At 49.9% G+C, this 21,910-nt stretch carries 17 protein-coding genes; 4 read left to right on the top strand and 13 right to left on the bottom strand.

Annotated elements, in window-relative coordinates; genetic code table 11:
* Nucleotides 1-139 precede the first annotated feature (139 nt).
* Both I2D94_RS11735 and I2D94_RS11730 read right to left on the bottom strand, forming a co-directional pair.
* Complete coding sequence (locus I2D94_RS11735; protein ID WP_195397015.1) at nucleotides 140-1,078, bottom strand: GTP-binding protein; 939 nt, start codon at nucleotides 1,076-1,078, stop codon at nucleotides 140-142.
* A gap of 3 nt (nucleotides 1,079-1,081) precedes the next feature.
* Nucleotides 1,082-2,359: a CobW family GTP-binding protein gene (locus I2D94_RS11730; protein ID WP_195397014.1), complete on the bottom strand. Its 1,278-nt coding sequence runs from the start codon at nucleotides 2,357-2,359 to the stop codon at nucleotides 1,082-1,084.
* A 209-nt stretch (nucleotides 2,360-2,568) separates the two neighbouring features.
* Here I2D94_RS11730 and I2D94_RS11725 point away from each other — a divergent pair, with 209 nt between their 5' ends.
* Together I2D94_RS11725 and I2D94_RS11720 are read left to right on the top strand one after the other, a co-directional pair.
* Complete coding sequence (locus I2D94_RS11725) at nucleotides 2,569-3,069, top strand: zinc ribbon domain-containing protein (RefSeq protein WP_195397013.1); 501 nt, start codon at nucleotides 2,569-2,571, stop codon at nucleotides 3,067-3,069.
* Nucleotides 3,070-3,234: 165 nt separating this feature from the next.
* A complete protein-coding gene (locus I2D94_RS11720; RefSeq protein ID WP_195397012.1) occupies nucleotides 3,235-3,759 on the top strand; it encodes a hypothetical protein in 525 nt (174 codons plus the stop codon).
* 49 nt (nucleotides 3,760-3,808) lie between these two features.
* Here the strand turns inward: I2D94_RS11720 and mglC are convergent, their stop codons facing one another.
* The 3 genes from mglC to I2D94_RS11705 all read right to left on the bottom strand — a co-directional run bounded on the left by mglC (nucleotide 3,809) and on the right by I2D94_RS11705 (nucleotide 7,447).
* The gene (gene mglC / locus I2D94_RS11715) at nucleotides 3,809-4,810 is read right to left on the bottom strand and encodes a galactose/methyl galactoside ABC transporter permease MglC (RefSeq protein WP_072684670.1); all 1,002 of its coding nucleotides are present in this window, start codon (nucleotides 4,808-4,810) and stop codon (nucleotides 3,809-3,811) included.
* A 14-nt stretch (nucleotides 4,811-4,824) separates the two neighbouring features.
* Entirely contained in the window at nucleotides 4,825-6,333 is a 1,509-nt protein-coding gene (locus tag I2D94_RS11710; protein WP_195397011.1) for a sugar ABC transporter ATP-binding protein, read from the bottom strand.
* A gap of 79 nt (nucleotides 6,334-6,412) precedes the next feature.
* Complete coding sequence (locus tag I2D94_RS11705) at nucleotides 6,413-7,447, bottom strand: galactose ABC transporter substrate-binding protein (protein WP_072684668.1); 1,035 nt, start codon at nucleotides 7,445-7,447, stop codon at nucleotides 6,413-6,415.
* Between the two features lie 310 nt (nucleotides 7,448-7,757).
* Between I2D94_RS11705 and I2D94_RS11700 the strand changes: the two genes are divergently transcribed.
* Together I2D94_RS11700 and I2D94_RS11695 are read left to right on the top strand one after the other, a co-directional pair.
* Nucleotides 7,758-8,771 (top strand): LacI family DNA-binding transcriptional regulator, encoded by a 1,014-nt coding sequence (locus I2D94_RS11700; protein WP_072684667.1) that lies wholly within the window; start codon nucleotides 7,758-7,760, stop codon nucleotides 8,769-8,771.
* Between the two features lie 97 nt (nucleotides 8,772-8,868).
* Nucleotides 8,869-9,072 (top strand): hypothetical protein, encoded by a 204-nt coding sequence (locus I2D94_RS11695; RefSeq protein ID WP_139248617.1) that lies wholly within the window; start codon nucleotides 8,869-8,871, stop codon nucleotides 9,070-9,072.
* Between the two features lie 387 nt (nucleotides 9,073-9,459).
* Here the strand turns inward: I2D94_RS11695 and I2D94_RS11690 are convergent, their stop codons facing one another.
* From I2D94_RS11690 to iadA, 8 genes are all read right to left on the bottom strand, one after another.
* Nucleotides 9,460-12,273, bottom strand: coding sequence for a transporter substrate-binding domain-containing protein (locus tag I2D94_RS11690; RefSeq protein WP_195397010.1), 2,814 nt, complete (start codon nucleotides 12,271-12,273; stop codon nucleotides 9,460-9,462).
* Nucleotides 12,274-12,772: 499 nt separating this feature from the next.
* Nucleotides 12,773-15,541, bottom strand: a complete 2,769-nt coding sequence (locus tag I2D94_RS11685; RefSeq protein ID WP_195397009.1) for an ATP-binding protein — start codon at nucleotides 15,539-15,541, stop codon at nucleotides 12,773-12,775.
* A 624-nt stretch (nucleotides 15,542-16,165) separates the two neighbouring features.
* Nucleotides 16,166-16,924 carry an SDR family NAD(P)-dependent oxidoreductase gene (locus I2D94_RS11680; protein WP_195397008.1) on the bottom strand — a complete coding sequence of 253 codons (759 nt, stop codon included), beginning with the start codon at nucleotides 16,922-16,924 and terminating at the stop codon, nucleotides 16,166-16,168.
* 59 nt (nucleotides 16,925-16,983) lie between these two features.
* A complete protein-coding gene (locus I2D94_RS11675; RefSeq protein WP_072684663.1) occupies nucleotides 16,984-17,610 on the bottom strand; it encodes a flavin reductase in 627 nt (208 codons plus the stop codon).
* Between the two features lie 363 nt (nucleotides 17,611-17,973).
* The gene (locus tag I2D94_RS11670) at nucleotides 17,974-18,513 is read right to left on the bottom strand and encodes a methylated-DNA--[protein]-cysteine S-methyltransferase (protein ID WP_072684662.1); all 540 of its coding nucleotides are present in this window, start codon (nucleotides 18,511-18,513) and stop codon (nucleotides 17,974-17,976) included.
* A gap of 58 nt (nucleotides 18,514-18,571) precedes the next feature.
* Nucleotides 18,572-19,273 (bottom strand): DNA-3-methyladenine glycosylase, encoded by a 702-nt coding sequence (locus tag I2D94_RS11665; RefSeq protein WP_072684661.1) that lies wholly within the window; start codon nucleotides 19,271-19,273, stop codon nucleotides 18,572-18,574.
* Nucleotides 19,274-19,347: 74 nt separating this feature from the next.
* Nucleotides 19,348-20,550 carry a helix-turn-helix domain-containing protein gene (locus tag I2D94_RS11660; protein ID WP_072684660.1) on the bottom strand — a complete coding sequence of 401 codons (1,203 nt, stop codon included), beginning with the start codon at nucleotides 20,548-20,550 and terminating at the stop codon, nucleotides 19,348-19,350.
* Between the two features lie 133 nt (nucleotides 20,551-20,683).
* Nucleotides 20,684-21,817: a beta-aspartyl-peptidase gene (iadA, locus tag I2D94_RS11655; RefSeq protein ID WP_072684659.1), complete on the bottom strand. Its 1,134-nt coding sequence runs from the start codon at nucleotides 21,815-21,817 to the stop codon at nucleotides 20,684-20,686.
* Nucleotides 21,818-21,910: the final 93 nt, after the last annotated feature.

Below are 21,910 nucleotides of genomic sequence, written 5' to 3'. Positions count from 1 at the left end.
ATCAGACTGAAGCCTTTTCCCTTTAAAATCATTGAGTTTCTGTATCAGCTATGCAAAACAGCTTCGCGGTTAAAAAACTGTCCCGATTCTTTAAGAAAACGTCTGAAAGCACGGTGCTTCCGGACGTTGTTTTGTTTATTCAGCTGAAATAAACCAGATCCTCTTTTAATTCATCTTCCATCCTCAGCGCCTGAACATGCGGAACGACCAGATTGCGCTGATATTCCTCATCGTATTCGACTTCAATCCGGGCGGTGACGGTAATCCATTCATTCACCGCCAGGTTGACAGGTTTGGCGCACTTGCACAGGTAACCGATTAACGATGTATCCTCCGCGCAGCAGACCATCGCATAACGTCCCATCACAAAGGAGCGCTTATCCTTTTCCACATGCACGACTTTTCCCTTAAACCGCACGACGTTGCCGTCATATTTGTATGGATGATCCAGAGCGTCCATATACCACAGACCGTAATCGTCATCCTGAATGTCGATCACCTCGGCGTTGAGATCGAAAGGCAGATCATCCTCCGGCAGATCGTTAATTCCGCCGTCGACCGATTCATAAATAATCTGCGCGCCTTTGTTGATGGCTTTGATATTGCTTCGCAGAAAAGACTTCTTCGTATTGGAGTCGCAGCGATTGATCAGGATCATCTCCGAATGCACCAGCTGATCATACATCAGCGAACGCATATTGTTGACATACATCATAAATGTCTGCGCGTCCACAGTGGAAATGATCTGAACCAGCATCCAGTTGATGGGAAATTCCATATCCAGAAATTCCGTCACGCTCCACATACCGTTAAACTCGATGAATACCTGTTTCGGCCGGTATTCGTGCTCCAGTTTTTCCAGATAATCAGCTGTCAGTTCTTCCTTCTCTTCCACATTCACCAAAACAGAGTGAGTTTGTTTTAAAAAGGGCTTGTCAAATTCCACTTCGCCTTGTTCACATGCCAGAATCAAGGTTTTTGATCCGTCGTTGAATTCCGGATCGGACAGCGTTTCCTTCATCATGGATGATTTTCCGCTCTCCAGAAAACCGGTAAATAAATATACAGGAACGTCCATAGTTTACCCCTTTACATGAAACAGTCCGGCCAGCTGAGCTTCGTCAAGCTGTGCGCCGATGACGCACAACATACCCGCTACCGCTGCCGCGCCCCGGCGGATTTCGCATTCGCCCGGTACCATATCGAAATGCAGCCAGGTTCCATCTGTGCATGGAACAATCCCCTTCGCGCGCAGAATCGTGCCGGCTGCCGCGCCCTCAGCGATCTGATTTAAAGCCTGCTGCAGCTCGGACTCATCATAGACATGGGCTGTCTGAACACCCCAGCTGGTGAAAACCTCATCCGCATCATGGCCATGATGGTGATGATGATGGTGATGCCCGCATTCGCATTCCTCGTCGTGGTCATGGTGATGCCCGCATTCGCATTCCTCATCGTGATCATGGTGATGTCCGCATTCACATTCCTCGTCATGGTCATGGTGATGTCCGCATTCGCATTCCTCGTCGTGGTCATGGTGATGTCCGCATTCGCATTCCTCATCGTGATCATGGTGATGTCCGCATTCACATTCCTCATCGTGATCATGGTGATGTCCGCATTCGCATTCCTCGTCGTGATCATGATGATGTCCGCATTCCCATTCCTCATCGTGATCATGATGATGTCCGCATTCGCATTCCTCGTCGTGATCATGGTGATGCGGCAGACATTCATCTTCCTTCATCAGCTGTTCCATCAGTTCCTTCTGTTCCATCGCTTCCAGAATCTGTGCGCCGCTGATCGCATCCCATGGGGTCGTAATGACGACCGCTTTCGGGTTCTTTTCCCGGATCAGCGCCAGGCATTCCGCCAGTTTTTCTTCACTCAGCTTCTGTGTCCGGCTTAAAACGATCGTGTTGGCGTGTTCGATCTGATTGTTGAAAAACTCGCCGAAATTCTTCATATACATCTTACATTTTGTCGCGTCCGCTACCGTGGTAAAGCTGTGCAGTTCCATTCCTGTTTCTGCCTGAACTCCCTGAACGGCGCCGATGACATCCGACAGTTTACCCACGCCGGACGGTTCAATGATGATCCGATCAGGCTGGAATTGTTCCGCACACTTTTTCAAAGCTTCCGCAAAGTCGCCGACCAGACTGCAGCAGATGCATCCGGAATTCATTTCCTTAATCTCAACCCCAGCTTCCTTTAAGAAGCCGCCGTCGATGCCAATCTCGCCAAATTCATTTTCAATCAGCACGGTTTTCTCTTTTGGGAAACCTTCCTGCAAGAGTTTTTTTATCAGCGTTGTTTTTCCGGCGCCGAGAAATCCTGAAATAATATCAATTTGTGTCACGATTTATCCTTCTTTCCTTTTTTATCCGCAGATCCGCGATCTTTGATTCAGCCGAAACTTTCGTTAGGATCCGACTGGTCTGTGTTCCTTATTTTAGCACTTTCCGCTTGGAAATGACAGGCTTCTGCCTGCTCAGTTTCCATTGTTGACCAAATTTTCCTTCCTCATCCGTCTATGCTATACTTAATTTAAATAAGAAAGAGGTGGCAATGATGAAAATCCGATGTGAACATTGCGGCGGCGACCTCACAAAAACGGTCAGGACTGCTTTCGCCCGCTATGACGCCGGACCGATTGAATGTCCTGATTGCCATGCGCTGCAATCGCGCCGCCTGACGCAGGTTGACTTTTTAATTGATCTGGGGGTCATGCTGAGCTTACTTCTGGCTCTGGTTTTACTCCTGCCTGTTTTTGCCGGGATCCGGACCGAACTTCGCTCATTCCTAAATCTTCTGTTTCTGGGCAGCGGCATTCTGTTTCTGGATCAATTCCGGTTTCTGCTGTACCGCGTTTCACCAACGACTTCCAAACCTTTATCGGCACAGGAACAATGCAATGTAAAAAACCGAGCCAACGGACTGCGGCTGATCTGCTTCGGCGGGTTGATTCTAACGTTAATCTATTTCAACACGCGTTCGTCAGTAATTTTAGTTTTAACCGTCAGCCTGATCGTTGTCGTTTTCTGTCTGCTTCTTCTGCGCTTTTACTGAAGCTTCCCCCTTCTGAATTCTTAACTTCCCCTTCAGTGCCTCCTTAAAGCCTTGCTCCCCCCTTCATTTCCCGGACTTGTCCGCCCGTTTTCCACTATGCTTCAGTCCTGATTTTACGCTATATTCGCACCTCAGAATATGGTACAATAAGACAAGGTGATATTCATGAAAATTAACTGTGAAAGCTGTGGAAAACCAATTACATCTCAGGTTAATTCCCGCTTTGAACAATTCGAACCCGGCCGTGTCGTCTGCCCGCATTGCGGTCATAAACAAAAGCGTTATATCAGCGAAGCGGATCTGTTGATCTATTTCTGCTTCAGCGCCGTTCTGTATTCGATCGTGCTGGTCTTCATCTTCTTCTTATTAAACTGGAAGATGCAGGTCTGGATTCTGATCCTGGCGGTTGGCCTGTTTGTCGCCACCTATTTTGCGATGAAATATGGCAGTGCGATGTTGTATGAAAAAGCTTATTTCAAAGCGGACATCAAAAATAAAGTCATTCAGGAGGACGTCAACACCGTGCGCAAACGCCTCAAAACGCAATTCATTCTGTTTATGCTTGTGGCGTTCATGTTCGGCACACAGCCGGAATTCATCCCCTTCTTCTTCATCCTGATCGCCGCCTTCCTCATGCTGACCGTAATTAAAGTTCGCTTGGCGATACGCAATGAAAGAGCCCAGAAGTAATTCCGGACTCTTTTTTATTTGATATTGAATTTAGCGACTGAATCTCAGCTTATTTCTTCGCTGTATATTTGCGGATATCCAGCGCCACCGCCACGATAATGACGATGCCCTGCACGATGAACTGATACGACGTATCAATCCGCAGATACTGCATCGACGTCTTCAATAATTCAAAGACAAGGACGCCTAACAGAATTCCGGAAACCTTGCCGACGCCGCCGTTGGTGGAAACACCGCCGATCGTACAAGCGGCGATCGCTTCCAGCTCATAGCCCAAGCCGAGGTTGACCGAAGCACCGCCGGACTTCGCCGCTAACAGGAAGCCTGCCAGACCATACATCAGCCCCGCCAGCGTATAGATTTTCAGTTTGGAACGGTTGACGTTCACGCCGGAAACTTCCGCCGCGTTTTCATTGCCGCCGATCGCGTACATATATTTGCCATAGCGGGTCTTGTTATAAAGGAACCAGAAGATCAAACCTGCGGCGATTGCGATCAAGAATAACCATTTAAAGCTGAACTTCCCGACCGTAAACATGGCGTTGGTCGCCACGCCGGTGAAATCTGAACGCAGACCGCCGATCGGATCCGCGCCCGAATAAACAAGGTTAATGCCATAAACGATCGTCTGCATGCCCAGCGTCGCCAGAAACGGCGGAACTTTCAGATACGCGACGACGCAGCCATTAAGCAGACCGAAGAACGCCGTGATCAACATGACGATCAACAGGACGACGACTAACGGCATCTGCGGCAGATTCGCAAAGAATTTCGCAGTATAATCCGGACGCTGCAGCAGCGTACAGGCGATAACGCCGCCGAAACCGACCATTCGGCCAGCCGACAGGTCCGTGCCCTTGGTGATCAGACAGCCGCTGACGCCCAGCGCGATGATGAACCGCGGTGTAACATTGGTGATAATATTGCTGTAATTCGGGCCGCTGAAGAATCCCTTGCGGGTAAAGCCGACAAAGAGAACCAACAGGACCAGGAGTATGACAATCGCATTATTGCTTAGAAAATCGGTGACTTTTTTCTTATTGAATTCCATAACAGTCCCTCTCCTTACATATATTTAGTCGCCAGACTCATGATTTCCTCCTGAGTCGTGGTTTTACTGTCAACGAAACCGGTGACGCGGCCTTCGCACATGACCATGATCCGGTCGCTCATACCGATCAGTTCCGGCATTTCGCTGGAGATCATGATTATTGATTTCCCCTGTTTGGCCAGATCGGCGATGATCGTATAAATTTCATACTTCGCGCCGACGTCGATGCCGCGGGTTGGTTCGTCCAGGATCAGGATTTCCGGGTCATTGGCAAGCCAGCGGGCGATGATGACTTTCTGCTGGTTGCCGCCCGACAGCGACTGAATCTGGGTTTTCGTGCTCGGCGTTTTAATGCTCATCTTGTCAATGTTATCCTTGACCAGACTTTCCAACTTTTTATTGTTCAGGACGACGCCGTAATCAATATACTTATCCAGCGAAGCGACGCCAACATTGTCGGAAATCGACAGGACGCCGAAGATTCCGGTCGCCCGGCGATCCTCCGTCAGCAGCGCGATACCCTTTTTAATCGCGTCCCGCGGATGATGAATCTTGATCGTTTCGCCCTTATAAGTAACCGTGCCTTTTTCAATATGCCGCACGCCGAACAGACCTTCCATCAGCTCGGTCCGCTGCGCGCCGACCAGACCGCCGATGCCCAGAATTTCGCCTTTCTTTAATTCAAAGGTCACGTCGCGGAAGCTGCGTGAGTCAATCGAAGTAAAGTTTTCCACCTTCAGGACGACTTCGCCCGGTTCGTTAAACCGCGGCGGGAACCGGTTGGTCAGTTCGCGGCCGACCATCCGCTGTATGATCAGATCCGTCGTCAGCTCATTCGCCGGCCAGGTGCCGACATAAGTGCCATCGCGCATGATCGTCACTTCATCGGAGATTTTCAGAATTTCTTCCATCTTATGAGAAATATAAATAATCGATACGCCCTTAGAACGGAGCTTATTAATGATATCGAACAATCCCTCGACCTCATTTTCGGTCAGCGACGATGTCGGTTCGTCCATGATGACGATCTTGGCGTTGACGGAAACCGCTTTGGCAATTTCAACCGACTGCATCTGCGAAACGGACAATGTTCCCAATTTCACCTTCGGATTGAAGTCCAGGTTGACTTCTTTCAGCAGCTCTTCGGTTTCCTTATACATCCGCGCGTGATCCACCACCTGCATCGGCCCGAACTTTTTCATCGGATAGCGGCCGCAGAAAATATTCTCGGCGATGCTGCGGTCCGGAATCGGCTGCAGTTCCTGATGAACCATCGCGATGCCTCGATGCAGCGCGTCGTTGGTATCCTTGATATCCACTTCTTCATCGTTGAAAATAACCTGTCCTTCATCCTTTTTGTAGATGCCGAACAGACATTTCATCAGCGTGGATTTCCCGGCGCCGTTTTCACCCATTAATGCGTGCACGGTTCCCGGCCGGACATTCAGACAGACATGATCGAGCGCTTTGACGCCAGGGAAGCTTTTACTTATATTTTTCATCTGTAAAATATAATCGCTCATTCGTAAATCCCCTTCCTCTTAATAATCCAGAAAAATTAAGTGTGCGCGGAGGCACACTTAATTTTCGGATTCTTTCTGCTTATTTGTATTCTGCTACGTTTTCCGGAGTAACCTTAATGTAGTCAATCCAGTAGTAAGCGTCCAGCTTTTCGCCATTGATCGCCTGGACTGTGCAGTCAACCGCTTTGTGTGACTGATTGATGTGGTCATTTAGAACGGTGCCGGTCATGCCGCCGGTAGAAACTAAATCCATCGCTTCTGCCAGAGCGTCAACCCCAACCAGATAGATGTCTTCGCCGACCTTACGGCCTGCCGCGGTGATCGCCTGCGCTGCGCCTAACGCCATTGCGTCGTTGTTGCAGAAGACAGCTTCGATCTTATCGCCGTACTGTGTTAAAGCGTTCGCTACGATTTCCTGGCCCTTCGCCTGATCCCAATCGCCGCGCTGTTCGTCTAATTTTTCAACTTTCAGGCCGGAGACTTCCTGATACTGGGAAATGGAGAATTCCGTGCGGTATTTCGCATCAACGTTTTCCGGATCGCCGACAACCATGACATACTGTAAGACGCCGTCGCCGTTCAGGTCGCCCTTGTTCGGCAGATCCGCGATCAGTTCGCCCTGGAATTTACCGGACTGACGAGCGTCAGCGCCGACATACGTGATCATCCCCGGATCCTTCTTCATATCTTCTTCACTTGGTTCACGGTTGATGAAGATACAAGGCTTGTTCGCCGCTTCGCACTTGTCGATAACAGTGGCTGCGGATGTCGCCTGGACTAAGTTAATGATCAGCGCGTCATAGTCCTGCGCGATGAAGTTGTCAATCTGGTTGGTCTGTTCAGCCATGTCGCCTTTGCCATCCTGAATCGTAACTTTGTATTCAACTTCGTCCGTATTCAGCGTCTTGAAATAGCTTTCGATTTCCTTACGGTAAAGCGTCATGAAGTTATCGTCGAATTTGTAGATGGAAACACCGACATTATAAACCTTCTTGTCGGTACCGGCTGCGCCGTCATCCGCCGGCTTGTCATTATTTCCGCCGCCGTTGTTGGAGCATGCAGCAAGGGATAATACCATCAATGCTGATGCAAGAAAAGCAAATAGTTTTTTCATCTTTTTCCCTCCGTATAGCTTCTGTATACGCTTACATTCTATGACGGTTCAAGTGCCGGTGTCAACAAACTGAGATAAACTTTGAGGTGGTTTTAACTAGTTTTAGTAAACTTCATTTTGTGAAAATATTGAATTTATGGCTTAAAAATGGCTGATTCAATGTGTTTTTACCAATTTTTACCTGATGTAAACAAAATGTAAGCGTTATCACTTTTAGTAAAACTTCGAGTTCTGATCAGCTGATTTAGTAAATTATTTTGACTTGTTCACTTAAATTCGTTAGAGTAAGTAAGAGAGAGAGTTGATAATTATGTCTACGATCAAAGAAATCGCGCAGCAGGCGGGTGTCTCCGCCGCCACCGTTTCGCGGATCCTCAATTATGATCCGACGTTGAAGGTCGCGGAACAAACACGCCAGCGGGTATTCGACGAAGCCAAGAAACAAAATTATATCAAACGGAAAATCAAAACGAAAAATAATTATAATCCGATCCGCATTGGCATCGTGCAGTGGTATTCCATCGAAAAGGAATTAAACGATCCGTTTTACCTCTCAATCCGCATCGGTGCCGAAAGTTATTTGAATCAGAACAATATCGAAATGATCCGCTCTTTCCGCGGGGATCCTGATTTTTTAAGCAAGCTTTCCATGCTCGATGGTCTGATTTGCATCGGCAAGTTTTCGTCTCAGGAAATCAGCGAATTCCGCAAGCTGACTGACAAAGTCATCTTCGTCGATCTGTTCATGCCGAAAATCTTTGTCAATACGATCGTCATGGACTTTCGCACCGCAGTCTATGAGGGATTGGAGTACCTCGCCAGTCTGGGGCATTCCCGGATCGGTTTTCTGGGCGGCATCGAACATACAACCGACGGCGAGATCTACTTTGAACAACGCTATCACTACTATCAGGAATTCTGCCGGCAAAAAGGCTGGGACAACAGCCGTTTCGTCCGCCGGGATCAGTTTACTGTGGAATCCGGCTATGCGCTGATGCAGGATCTGATCCAGGCACATACGGTGCCGACGGCGTTATTCTGCGCCAGCGATGCGGTCGCCATGGGCGCGCTGCGGGCTCTGCATGAAAATAATTACCGCGTGCCGGAGGATATCTCGATTCTTGGCTTCAATAACAATCAAAATACGGCCTATACCAATCCGCCGCTGACGACGATCTACGCGCCGGCTCGTCAGATGGGCGAACTGGCCGCGCAGTTTATCACGCAGTTCGCGGCGAAAGATAAAGTCTATCCGATGCAGATCATGCTTCCTTGCTCGCTCATCCTGCGTCAATCCTGCACGCAGCCGCGCTCAAAGAAATAACGGCCGGCCCCCTAAACAAACAACCCTCTGCAATTCAGCGAATTCAGCCAGAACGCTTTTGTCAGGTTAACCGGCGATCAATTTCAGCCTGCGCTCCTTGGAAGAATTTAAACAAAGCGGCGATCAGGAAAAAGCTGCGCGCCCTTTAAAAAGACAAGGCCAGCCAGAACACTCGTTAATTTCCAGCCTGAAGCGAATTCCTGAAGTCAGATCGCTTCCTCCTTTCTCTTCTGTTTCCACAGCTGAAGGCTTGATCAAGATTGCTTCGCTCAGGCATCTTCATTGCCTCGCGGTGCTGTAAAAATGTTCTGCCTTAAACAGCTTTCCTGGGAGAATGGCGATCTTCGAAGGATTCAAGACCTGCGTTCTTTCTTTTAATTCTGGTATTCCATTCCTCGCTGCGCTATCACAATCGAGGCCATATACACCATACAGTCCCGCATTTCATGCTTCCTGCGGATGTCCTGGAGAAAGTATTCAAAACTGAATAACTCTTCTTCTCTTTCTTTTCATTGCATAACTAAAAAGAGGGGAACTCAGCGCTTTGAAGCGCTTTGGCAGCCTAAAGCTCTAAAGAGCTTCCTATTGTTCATGCCATTGAAAGATACTTTCTAATAAAATGAAAATCCGGAGTTTCTGCAATCCGGATTTTTTTATCGTATCGTCTGCGTTGCAGCCGCTGCTTTTCTTAATCTGAACATCCCGGCTGGTCATTTTTTGAATTGTTTTTTTCCAGCACGGCGTACAGTTGATCAACCTCAAAGGGCTTCGGCAAAAAGTCGTTCATGCCTGCCGCCTGAGCACGATCGCGATCTTCCTGGAAGGTGTTCGCCGTCATCGCGATAATAAATACGCTCTGTGCGTCGCTCCGCGGCAATTCCCGCAGCCGTCGGGCTGCCGTTAAACCATCCATCACCGGCATATTGATATCCATCAGGATCAGATCATAATACCCTTCCTCATGGCCTGTAAACAAGTCCAGAGCGACCTGTCCATTCTCTGCCCGATCCACCTGAATTTTCCGGCGTTCCAATAACTCGATCGCGATCTCGGCATTGATGTCGTTGTCCTCGACCAGTAAAATCCGCAGACCTTCCAGCTTGGCCTGCTGCGCAGCAGAATGTTTCGGTTTATTCAATTCCGTTTCTTCACTGAGCGGCAGCTCGATCGTAAAGTAGAAATTGGAACCCTTCCCGACTTCGCTGCGCACTTCCAGCTCGCCCCCCATCAGCTGCACTAAACTGCGGCTGATCGCCAGTCCCAAGCCAGTTCCCGGGGTGTGCTGATCCCGATTTCCACCTTGTTCAAAAGACAGGAAAATCTTCTTCAAGTCCGTCTCGTCAATGCCGATCCCGGTATCCTGAACGCTGAAAAACAGCGCTGCCCGACCTTCCTGCCCCGCGGATTCACGAACGCTCAGCGTAATTGCGCCTTGCTTTGTGAACTTGCACGCATTGGACAACAGGTTGGTTAAGACCTGAGATATCCGCATGGCATCGCCGCTGAAACAAACATGCTTCAACTGTATGTCAAAAGTCAGTGAGTTGCCATGGATCTGCGCCTGCATTTCGAAGATATCCTGCATGTGATCCAGCAGCGCTCCCAATTCAAACGGCTGCGACAGGATCTGCATTTTTTCATTTTCAATTTTTGACATGTCCAGCGTGTCATTCAGCAAGGTCAATAGAAACTGCGACGACGTTTCAATTTTTTTCAGATTTTCTTTTAGCGCCGGCGTCGCCTCCTGAGACATCAGCGCCAAATGCGTCAGACCGATGATGGCGTTCATCGGCGTACGAATTTCATGCGACATCCGGGAAAGAAAATCCGATTTGGCCTGACTGGTTTCCATCGCTTTTTCCAACTGCAGCCGCATCATCCGGGTTTTGAGCTGAATCCGATAATAAATCAGCACGCACAAAGCAATCAGAGCGATCAGACCGGCACAGAACAAAACCGCCATCATTGGATTGGAATAAATCAACGATTCCAACGTCGCCGCGCTCTGGCGGACCTTTAACAAATTCTCAGAAATCAGGGTTTCGCTTTCCGTCGCTGAAAAATTATGAATCGACTTGCTGAAGATGGAATAAAGCAGCACATTCGGCGGCAAAGGCAGAGCGAAAGCGATTTCCTCCTGAACATTGTTCATTGTGATCAGATTCAGATTGGCATAGTATCTGCGTGAATAAAGATCCTCGACAAACGAGGCCGGCAGCCGCACGTAATCCGCTTTTCCATGATTGACGGCATCCAGGCATTTTTCATAAGAGTCATAATAAAGAATCTCGTCGTCCGCCTGCAAAGGCATTCCGGTCAATCCGAAAGGCACGGCCATGCGCATCGGCTGAGAAGCGCCGGTCTGCTTGTTCATCAGCACGACCTGATCCAGCTTTGCGTAAGCCGGGGTCCGCGTCCAGCCTGTTTGATCAGCGGCCTGATCATTGTCCAGATAAGCGCCGATCAGATCCGCTTCTCCCGCTTTTACTTTTTCCGCCAGTTCCGCATACGTCTGAGCATACACATATTCAAATTGCAGCGAGGTGCGTTGCCGGATGAGTTCAAGACAAGCCGGAACGATTCCGCGGTTTTCTCCGTTTTCCTCATAAAACAAAGGATAGTTATTCTTCAGAACCCCCACCCGCAGCGTCGGCGACTGACTTAAATAAGCTTTTTCCTCACTTGTAAAATCAATGGCGTTGGCATAATCTGCCGTAAAATATTTCTCATACAGTTTGTCGGCAAAGTTGGGGTCCGCGGAATAAATCGCATTCATCGCCTCGTTGAGCTGTTCGCACAGATCAGGCCGGCTCAGCGTGGTGACCATATAGTAGGAATCGGCTTCAAAGCGGGCCGCAACATTGTAATTTTCTTTCAGATAAACGTCGCTGCCCAAAAGCAAATCGGCTTCTTTCGTTTCCAGGCACTGCGTATAGGTCTTTGCGTCTTCAAAATAAACCAGCTCGCATTGCAGATTATTAAAATTCAGGAATTTCTGCAGCCGCTCGATTTTGCTTGTCGCTTTGCGCAAAACGCCGATTCGTTTTCCATTGAGCGTCGTATAGTCAAAACTCTTGATCGACGTATCGCTTTGCGGATAAATCAGTAAATTATAGTTGGAGCCCATCACGTATTCAGGATAGTTAAACATTTTTTCATAGCCGTCATAGTAATACATGCCGCCCATGATATCATTTTCCCCGGCGATGAACGAGCTGAGCAGCGTATCAGGATCGCCCGTAATGAATTCATATTGCCAACCGGTATATTTAGCGATTTCATGCAGCCAGTCATAAACCAGACCGCCATAAGTGCCGTCTTCATAAACCTCGTTTAATCCCGGACTGATCGGAAATGATACTTTCAATACTTCGCCTTCTGGATTTTCGCCGGCCTGACTGCCCTCCGCAGCCTCCGCCTGAATGCTCAGCGGCGTCCAGCTTAAGCCGCTTAACGTCAGAGCGAGGATTCCCAAAACAAATAATTTCCGCCAATTTCGCATAATTTTCTCCTCTTGCATCCTCTGCCTTCAATCAAACGGTTTTCCGCATGGTCCTATTTAACCCTTATTTTATGCCATTCCCGATCAATTTGAAATAGCAAAAGCGACTTTCAATTCGATTTCATGAGTAAAATTACCAAAGACGCTGCCTTTTCTGTCCCGCCGCTGGCGAAGATGCGAAAAAGCAAACATACTTTGCGAAGCGCTGCCGCTGCGCAAAGTTCAGTATTTTTTCTCTTTGTTCGCTGTTAAACCAATTTCCGTATTCCGAATAATCTTGATTATTTCTGAGAAAAGCGTTCTTTTATGGCATCGGCGTCTTATTTCCTCACGATCTGCGAGGAAAGTCCATCCTGAAAATGGATTTGCATTCTCCATTCCTTAAGCAAGAATGGGAAATAAAAAAACAGCGGACTGCCGGCGCTGTTTGTTGAGCTTTGGGCAATCCGCTTCCGGTTATTTAAATTTCCTTGAAACGGCGTAAGAGGTCCTTCGTGGCTCATCTTTTCCGCAAGGTGCTGCGCAGAGCGTTATAAAGTTGATCCACTTCAAAAGGTTTCGGCAGGAAATCATCCATGCCCGCCTGCACCGCCGCTTCCCGATCTTCCTGGAATGTATTGGCCGTCATCGCAAAAATCAACACGGAACGGGCATCTTCCCGATCCAGCCCGCGCAGTTCGCGAACCGCCGTCATCCCGTCTTTCACCGGCATGTTGACATCCATTAAAATCAGATCGAAATATCCCTGCGGCCGGGCCTGAAACAGATCAAGCGCCTGCTGCCCGTTTTCCGCCCGTTCCACGATCACATTTTTCAATTCCAGCAGCTGGATCGTGATCTCGGCGTTAATGTCGTTATCTTCCGCCAGAAGGATCCGCATCCCATCCAGATCCAGTTCCGTTTCCGGGACTTCCGGCTCGCAAACCTGCGGCGCTTCGCTCAGCGGCAGCTTGATTGTAAAGTAAAAGTCAGAACCTGCGCCCAGCTTACTGTTCACTTTCAATTCGCCGCCCATCAGCTGAACGAGACTGCGGCTGATCGCCAGACCCAATCCGGTTCCCGGCGTCTGTTGATTGCGGTTGTCCGCCTGTTCAAATGACAGAAAAATCTTCTCCTGCTCAGCCTTGCCGATGCCGATGCCCGTATCCTTTACGCTGAAATACAGCTCGCCGGACTGATCGGTCAGCCGTTTCTCGGCAACGCTCAGCTTGATCCGTCCCCGCTCAGTATATTTGCAGGCATTCGATAACAGATTGGTCAGGATCTGACTTAACCGCAGTTCGTCGCCGATAAACCAGGTATCTTCCAAAGCGATGTCAAATTCCAGTTGATTGCCTTTCTCCCGGGCCTGCATTTCAAAGATATCCTGCATCTGCTTTAAGATCCGTGACAGATCCAGCGGCCGGGCCTCGATTTTCATCTTCTGATTTTCGATTTTCGACATATCCAGCGTATCATTCAGCAGCGAAAGCAGAAATTGAGAGGACGCATCAATTTTCGTCAGCTTTTCCTCAATCGCCGGCGTCGCCTCGCCGGAAAGCAGCGCGAGGTTCGTCAAACCGATAATCGCATTCATCGGCGTGCGGATCTCATGCGACATCCGCGAGAGGAAATCCGACTTCGCCCGGCCGGTTTCAACCGCTTTTTCCAGCTGCAGCCGCATCATCCGGGTCTTCATCTGCGAGCGGTAATAAACCAGCAGCGCCGCAAAGATCAGGCCGATCCCCCCGACGCATACGCTCAGCATCATCAGCGGATTTGAATACAGCAGCGATTTGATCGTCACTGCGCTCTTTCGAATCTGAAGCAGGTTCTGCGACACCAGACATTCTTTTTCCATTTGTGAGAAATTATGAATAGCCTTGCTGAAGATCGAGTAAAGCAGCACATCGGCAGGCTGCGGCATCGCCAGCGTCACTTCCTCATGATCGTTGTTGAGCGTGATCAGGTTGATATTGGCATAATAATCACGGGAGTAAAAATCCTCCGCAAAGGCAGCCGGCATCCGCACATAATCTGCCCGGCCTTCATTGACCGCCCGAATGCAGTCCAGATAAGTCTTATAAAAGCGAATCTTATCCTCCGGCTGAGTCGGCTTCATCGTGATGCCTTCCGGCACAGCCATCGTCATACTGGCCGAAGCTGAGGTGCGCTTATTCATCAGCACGACCAGATCCAGTCGGGCATAGCTCGGAGTCCGCGTCCAGCCGGACTGATCGGCAGCCTGGTCGTCGTTGAGATACATGCCGATCAAATCCGCCTTTCCTTCACGGACCAGCGTTTCCAGTTCTGTCATCGTTTCGCCGTATACATATTCGAAATTCAAATTTGTCCGCTGCGTGATCAGCTGAAGACAGGAGGGCAGAATGCCCTTGAGCTGACCGCCCTCCTGATACAACAGCGGATAGTTTTCTTTCAGCGCCGCGACCCGCAGGGTTGGCGACTGGGCAAGGTAAGCTTTTTCCTCCGCTGTAAAATCAATCCTGTTCACGTAATCCTGCGGAAAATATTTTTGATACAATTCGTCCGCAAAGTTGGGATTCGCTGAATAAATCGCATTCATGGCCGCGGAGAGCTGCTCGCACAAATCCGGCCGGTTAAGCGAAGTCACCAGATAATAAGGATCGGCTTCAAATTTTGCGGCAACATTATAATCTTCTTCCAGATAAACGTCGTTGCCCAGCATCAGATCCACTTCCTGATTGTCCAGACAATTAACATAAGCCTGCGCGTCGGAATAATAGACCAGTTCACAATCCAGTTTGTTGAACGACAGAAATTTGTTCAGCCGCTCGATTTTAGCCGTCGCCCTGCTGAAAACGCCGATCTTCTTGCCGTTGAGCGTGGAATAATCAAAGCTCTTGATCGTCGAATCGCTTTGCGGATAAATCAGCAAGTTATAATTGGAGCCCATGATGTATTCCGGGTAGCAGTACAAATCACGAATTCCCTCGATTTTATACATGCCGCCCATCAGATCATACTCGCCATCCGCCATGCCTTTTAAAAGATCGTTGGCAGAACCGGTGATGAATTCGTATTTCCATCCGGTATACTTGGCAATTTCATGCAGCCAGTCATACACCGCCCCGCCATAGGTGCCGTCTTCATAAATTTCACTGATCCCGGTGTTTTCAGGGAAAGCAACTTTTAATACTTCCCCATCGTCTTCTGAGGACTGGGCTTTGGCCGCTGAGGGAACAAAACAAAACACCGTCAGGAAGACGACGGCGAACAAACAGCTTATTTTCTTTAACCTTGAAATCATACGCAACCTCCGGCTGAAATTCAGCGTTTAAACCTGAGCTGCGGAGTGGTCCGGCAGCTCTGCCGACGGTTATATTTTAGAGCATTCCTAACGATTTGAAAACACAAAATTTCCGGCTTACTTCTTTCTGCCTGAATTTACGTTTTTTCCACAGGAAAATAATACGATTCCCTTCTGAAGGGCAGTTTTTCACAACTTCGGCTGCGTTTTAGCGGAAAAGACTTCGCCTGAATTCTGCCCGTTTTCCCGCTTTGTGTTCCGCAAAGTTCAGACTTTCCTGATCACTGCTTCATTCAGGCGTCATGGTTCCGTCCTGTTCGTTTCGCGAAGCGTGAATTTCTCTGAAAGTCCTTGCCTGCGGTTTGAATTTGTTTGTTTTTTCAGCTTTTGCATCAGCGCTTTATCAATTTCAAATCCGAACAGCCTGCTTCCTTGCGAAAAAAAGAATGGCGCAGGAAAAAAAATGCTGCGGAATTCCGCAGCTTCTTACTTGCGGCAAGGCAGAATTTCTCCTGCAAAGAAACAGGCTGAGACAAAGCGTTGTTATCATGCTTTGTCCAGCCTGTCTTTTTTCTCTTTGCCCAAATTAGAATAAGAATTCTTACGCAGCGTAAGGCGCCTGTTTCAGGGCCGCAGGCCGGAGCCGCCCTGCAGCGTGATCGTTTCGCCGCTGATATAGGAAGCATCCTCGCTTGCCAGAAAGACGCATGTCCTGCCGATATCTTTCTCCGCATCGCCGAACCGGCCTAACGGAACTCCCTTGATCGTTTTGGCATAGACATCCGGATATTCTTCTTTCCATTTCCGCAGCTGTTCCGTTTCCACCAGCGGACAAACGACATTGACATTGATGCCGAATTCGCCCCATTCAGTCGCCGCTACCCGCGATAAACCGCGGATGCCTTCTTTTGCCGCGGCATAGGAAGCTTGCCCCAAACGGCCGGCCAGACCTGCGCCGGAAGCAAAATTAATCACACTGCCTCGCGTTTCCTTCAAATAAGGGAATGCCGCACGCATCATGAAGAAAGTCGCGTACAAACCCGAATTAATCGCCAAATCGAAATCCTCCCGGGTATGATCCGCAAGCATGACGCCGGATTTGGAAGCCTGAGCATTGTTGATCAGCACATCCAGCCGGCCTGTCATTTCGATCGCTTTGGCGACAACCTTCGCCGCTGTTTCCTCCTGCCCCAGATCGCCCGCAACATAACCGACGCGGATACCATAAGCCGATTCCAGCTTTTCCCTGGCGCTGAGCAGCGCGGATTCCTGACGGCCGGTAATGACAATATCGGCTCCCTCCTTCGCAAAAGCTGTTGCAACGCCGAAGCCGATGCCTTTTCCTCCGCCGGTGATGATGACGGTTTTAGATTTCATTCTCATCGAAATTCTCCTTCTGTTGTTTTTCTATTCTGTTTTAAATAACTCGTTTTCCAAGCGCGTCAGATTTTTTCAAACGCGGAAGCCGGAGCACTGCAAATCGGGCAGATAAAATCCGGCGGCAGAATTTCGCCTTCATAGACATAGCCGCACAACAAGCAGCGCCATCCTCCGGTTTTCTTTGGTTCTTCCTGATAGCTCGGCGCATTCTTCGGCGTCTTGCCGTTTTTGACCTGATGATAATATTCGTAAGTCATAACCGGTTGGTTATCCAGGACTTCACAGCCGATCACTTCGGCAATAAACATGACGTGCGTTCCCAGATCCACCGTTTTTACAACTTTGCAGGAAAAGCGGGAAGCGGCGTTTTCTTTCACAAATGGCAGGCCCTGTTCGTCGATACCGCAATCCAGCCCGGCGAACTTATCGGTATCGCGGCTGCAGTGAAAACCGAACCGGCCGATCAATTCCATCCCGGCGCTCTGTTCCAGAACGGAAACCGCAAACTTTCCGCTCTTTTCGATCATTTGTTCCGTCGCGTTGTTTTTATTCAAAGTTACGCTGACCTGCGCCGGCGAACTGGTCACCTGATTGAATGTATTTGCGATACAGCCAGCCTGTTTGCCTTCGCTTTCAGTGCTGATGATATATAAACCATAGCTGAGCTTGAAAAATGCTTTCGGATCCATTGTTCTCCTCCTTAATTGATAATGATTATCACTTTCTATTAGTATTATCTTCCAATAAGTTCTGTTTGTCAACTACTTTAAATTCAATTTCGTCATGGAATTCCGATGTTCGATTATCCAAACAGAATCTGGATGTCTTCGCTTTTGTTATCGCCGATGATTCCGGTTTTAAACCCAATCCGGCTGGATAACAAATTCTCCCGGAGTCGGAGGGCCACAAGAAAAGCAGAACGCTTCTCTGTCATTCTGCTTCTGCTTCCTTAATCTATGATTCCACATTGAGGCCGGATTGACTGCGGCTCCTCCCTGACTGACTTGAACAATTTCTCCCGAATAGATCACGTCCGCTCCCTCGTCAACGGTTTACAGTGCGGTACCCTTTTCAGGGATTGAGAAACGGCTGACGTCGACGCCTTCCCGCTGCAACAGGAAAATTTTTTTATCCAGCCCGCCGGCATATCCCGTCAGACTTCCGTGAGTGCCGACAACCCGATGACAAGGGATGATGATCGAAATCGGATTGTGCCCGACCGCGCCCCCGACCGCCTGAGCCGACATCGACGCCAAGCCGAACTGCCGGGCCAGCTTCCCGGCGATTTTCCCATACGTCGTGACCTGACCATAGGGAATTTCACACAAGCTTTTCCACACCGCCTGCCGGAATTTACTTCCCCGGGGCGCCAGTCTTAATTCGCTGATCGCGGGTTGTTCCCCCGCAAAATAACGGTCGAGCCAGGCTGACGTCTGAATGAAGACGGCACGGTCAGCTTGTTCCTGCGCCGCTTCCCGCAGCGTACTGCGATAATATTTCTGGCCTTCCAGCCACAACCCGATCAGCTGATTCTCATTCTCTGCCAGAAGCAGATCGCCGAGCGGGGAAGCGTAATGCGTCGTATAAATCATCGTGAGCCTCCTTTTCAAACCTCTTTCTTATCCTAGCCAATGACAGAATGAACGTCGTTCATTCCTGCACCCGCACCAGCGATTTGCGTTTTACGGGTTTGGACTGAACCGGTTTCGGCGCGTAATCCTTCATGCCTTCCACCGCTCCGCCCGCAATCACCCACAAATACAGACTGGCTACGCTGCCGTACGGACTGAACCGGCGGCGGTATTTCGCAAACAACTTGCGGTCGATTTTCCGATGATGATACACCATCCGCAATCCGCGCAGGATCGCCAGATCGCCATAGCTGAATACGTCCGGCCGCTGCAGACAGAACAGAAGAATCATTTCTGCAGTCCACACGCCGATCCCGTTCAGCGAAACAAGCTGCCGGATCACTTCCGCATCAGGCAGCCGCGGCAGCTGGTCCAGATCCAGCTCGCCGGTGGTTACTTTCCGCGCGCAATCCTCGATATACGCCGCTTTTTTATACGTCATGCCAAACGCCTGCAGTCGCTCAATCCCGGCCGCCAATATCGTTTCCGCTCTGATTTCGCCCAAGCCGTCCCGCATCCGCTGCCAGATTGTCTGCTGAGCCTTCGTAGAAATCTGCTGCCCGACGATATGATGCACGATTGCCGAAAACAGATCGGTATCGACAGCCCGTTCAATCGGACCGATCTGATCGATCAGCGCGCCCAGCTTCGGATCCCGCTGCTTTAAATATTCAATTTCCGTTTTCCCATAACGGAAAATCGGTTCTTTGGTTTCACTCATCCTGCGATTCCTGTCCTTTTCTTTGCATTGAACTTTGAAGTTCATTCTGGAATTCATATCAAATGGCTGTCCGATCAATCGGCCTTCCGTTTCCAGATTTCCGGCCTCAGCCGCAGCGACGCAAGGTTTTTAACGGAAAGTTTCCCGGAACCCGTGTTCTCCTGACGATAAATCAAAAATAAACTCATCCCCAGACAGACGATGCCCGCAAACCAGAACGGACGGTCCCACTGCACCACCAGATGAATCCGGTCCCATCCCTCAGTAATTTTGGCAATATCCGGAATCAACTTTTCCGCCTTAAAGAAATAATAATCCAATTTCTGCACAGGAAGCACGCTGCCGTAAAAGCCCAGTAATAAAAGGATCAAGACTCCGGCGGTACGATCCTGCCGGCGCCACCGCCAGATAAACAACAGACCTGCCAGCGCCGTCACGATCAAGACTGAAATCACGGCCGGATAGAGCTGCGACAGACGCGCGTAGCTTTGCGGCGGCAGTTCCGTCCAATCCCATTGCAACGATTGTCTGAATACAATCACGGATAGAATCAGAATGCTCAGTCCCAGCCAGATCATCGACTTGATCAGTTTGATCCAACCGGAAGTGCTCGCGTACCAGTTCACTTTCCAATTCAGAAGCAGAAACACCGTCAGCGACACCAGCATCCCCGGCAGCCACATCGCCTGCGTCAGCAGCGATTGAACTTGTAAAGCAACCGGATACTGCATCTTCTCCTGCAAAGCAAAATAATAGGGGTTCACTGCTCCAGTAAACGGCACTGGTCCTACATACCGCAGCAGTGACAGATAAATCCACTGGGCCGCAAGCTGCGTCACGAAAAAGAATCCGGAGCCGCTGTAAATCATACCGCTGAGTCTGTTCATCGGCAGCCGCAGCATCACAACGATCATCCCCAGAATCAAAAACACCGTCAGCCCCGCCAAAGCCAGAAGATTGCTCTGCTGAGGCTGCAGCCGGCGTCCGATTTCCGCAGCGAAAATCAGCACCAGACCGATTCCGATGATGACCTGCGGCTGCTGAGCAAACCGCATCCCCGGCTGTTTCCTTGTTCTATGACCTAAAATTTCATCCGTCGTGACGCCCAGACTGTCCGCCAGCTTGGGCAGCAGCGTAATTTCCGGATAACCCTCGCCCCGTTCCCATCGGGAAATGGCGCGGTTGGTGACGTTGAGCTGATCGGCCAGCTGCTGCTGTGTCAGATTCCGCGCTTTGCGCAGCTGTGCGATGCGTTTTCCCATGGTTTCCGCATCCATTCTCAATCCCTCCTTTTCCTCGCCTTCATTGTACGATTAACCCGGGGGATGAGCGCAATCCATGCCTGCTTGACTTTGTCCACGAATCATGGATTTCCGGTCGATTCCACCGTGAACTTCAGGGTTTGAATCTTTATTCGTAGGTTCCCCGCACCCGCAGCTGCTTGTCCTTCATCATCAGCTGACCGCGGGCGATCACGGTGTCGATCGCCAGATCCTTGTCCAGCAGCACGATATCCGCGTCCATCCCTTCCTGAAGCCGGCCCTTGCGGCTTAACTGCAGCGCGTCAGCCGGATTGCTTGTGACATAGCTCAGCGCCTCGGCTAAATCAAACTCGTTCTCCTTGACCATCCGTACAAGCTGTTCGTGCAGCGCTTTGACGCTGGACACCCCGATCTGAGTCAAATTGCCGCGCGCGTCATAAGTAGACCAGCTGCCTTGACCATCCGAGCTCACCGTGATCCGGCATGTATCCAGTCCCCGTTGTTTGGCAGCCTCAATATAATCCCCGCAGCTCTTTTCTTTGCGCGAGCCGGCGGTCAGATCGATCCAGCCGCCCAGCTCCAGAAAATCCAGCGCCTGTTCAAACAGCATCGGGTTGCGCGTCACATGCGTCGGATGGAAAACCTTCGCCGGGATCGCCGTCTGCTTTATCGCGTCGAACACCTTGTTCAACCCCTGCGGATCATCGCCCATGTGCAGCGTCACAATTCCCGCCTTGCCGGAAAGCATGCCCGCGACACGAGCGTCGGAAGCCAGCCGGATCAGCTCATCCAGCGTCACATTGGAGCTGCGGTGATCGGCCAGCGCCAGCTTCACGCCAATCACCTCGTCGATAAACAGAATGTCTTTTTTCACATCGCCCGTCAGCGTTACGCTGGGATAACTGTACGAACCAGTCAGGCAATAGACGCTCAGTCCTTCCTCTTTCAGCGCCTTGGCTTTGGAAACCAGATTTTCCACGGATCGTGAAAAACCATCGGTGCCCAACAAGCCGACCAGGGTTGTGATGCCGCCTTCAATCAGAGAAGAAAGCTGAACTTCCGGCGTTTTCGTATGAAAGCTGCCTTCGCCGCCTCCGCCGGTGATGTGAATGTGCTGGTCGATCAAGCCGGGAACCGCAATCTTCCCGGACGCGTCGATCTCCTGCACCTGCCCGCAATCCAGATGTTCTGCCATCTTCACAATTTCGCCGCCGGCGATCAAAATATCCTGACGTCCCGCAAACTGCGGGGCATAAACCTCTGCCTGTCGTAAAACAATCATAAATGCCTCCTGTTTTTCTTTCATTTTATCACGACAAGACGTGTCGGAACAGAGCGGAAAGGGTATAATGGAATCAGAATAAAGCGAGGAATC

The organism is Holdemania sp. 1001302B_160321_E10 (assembly GCF_015552275.1).
Classification (GTDB): domain Bacteria; phylum Bacillota_I; class Bacilli_A; order Erysipelotrichales; family Erysipelotrichaceae; genus Holdemania.
Note: the sequence above shows the minus strand (reverse complement) of the source record. Positions and strands in the feature narration are given on the sequence as shown.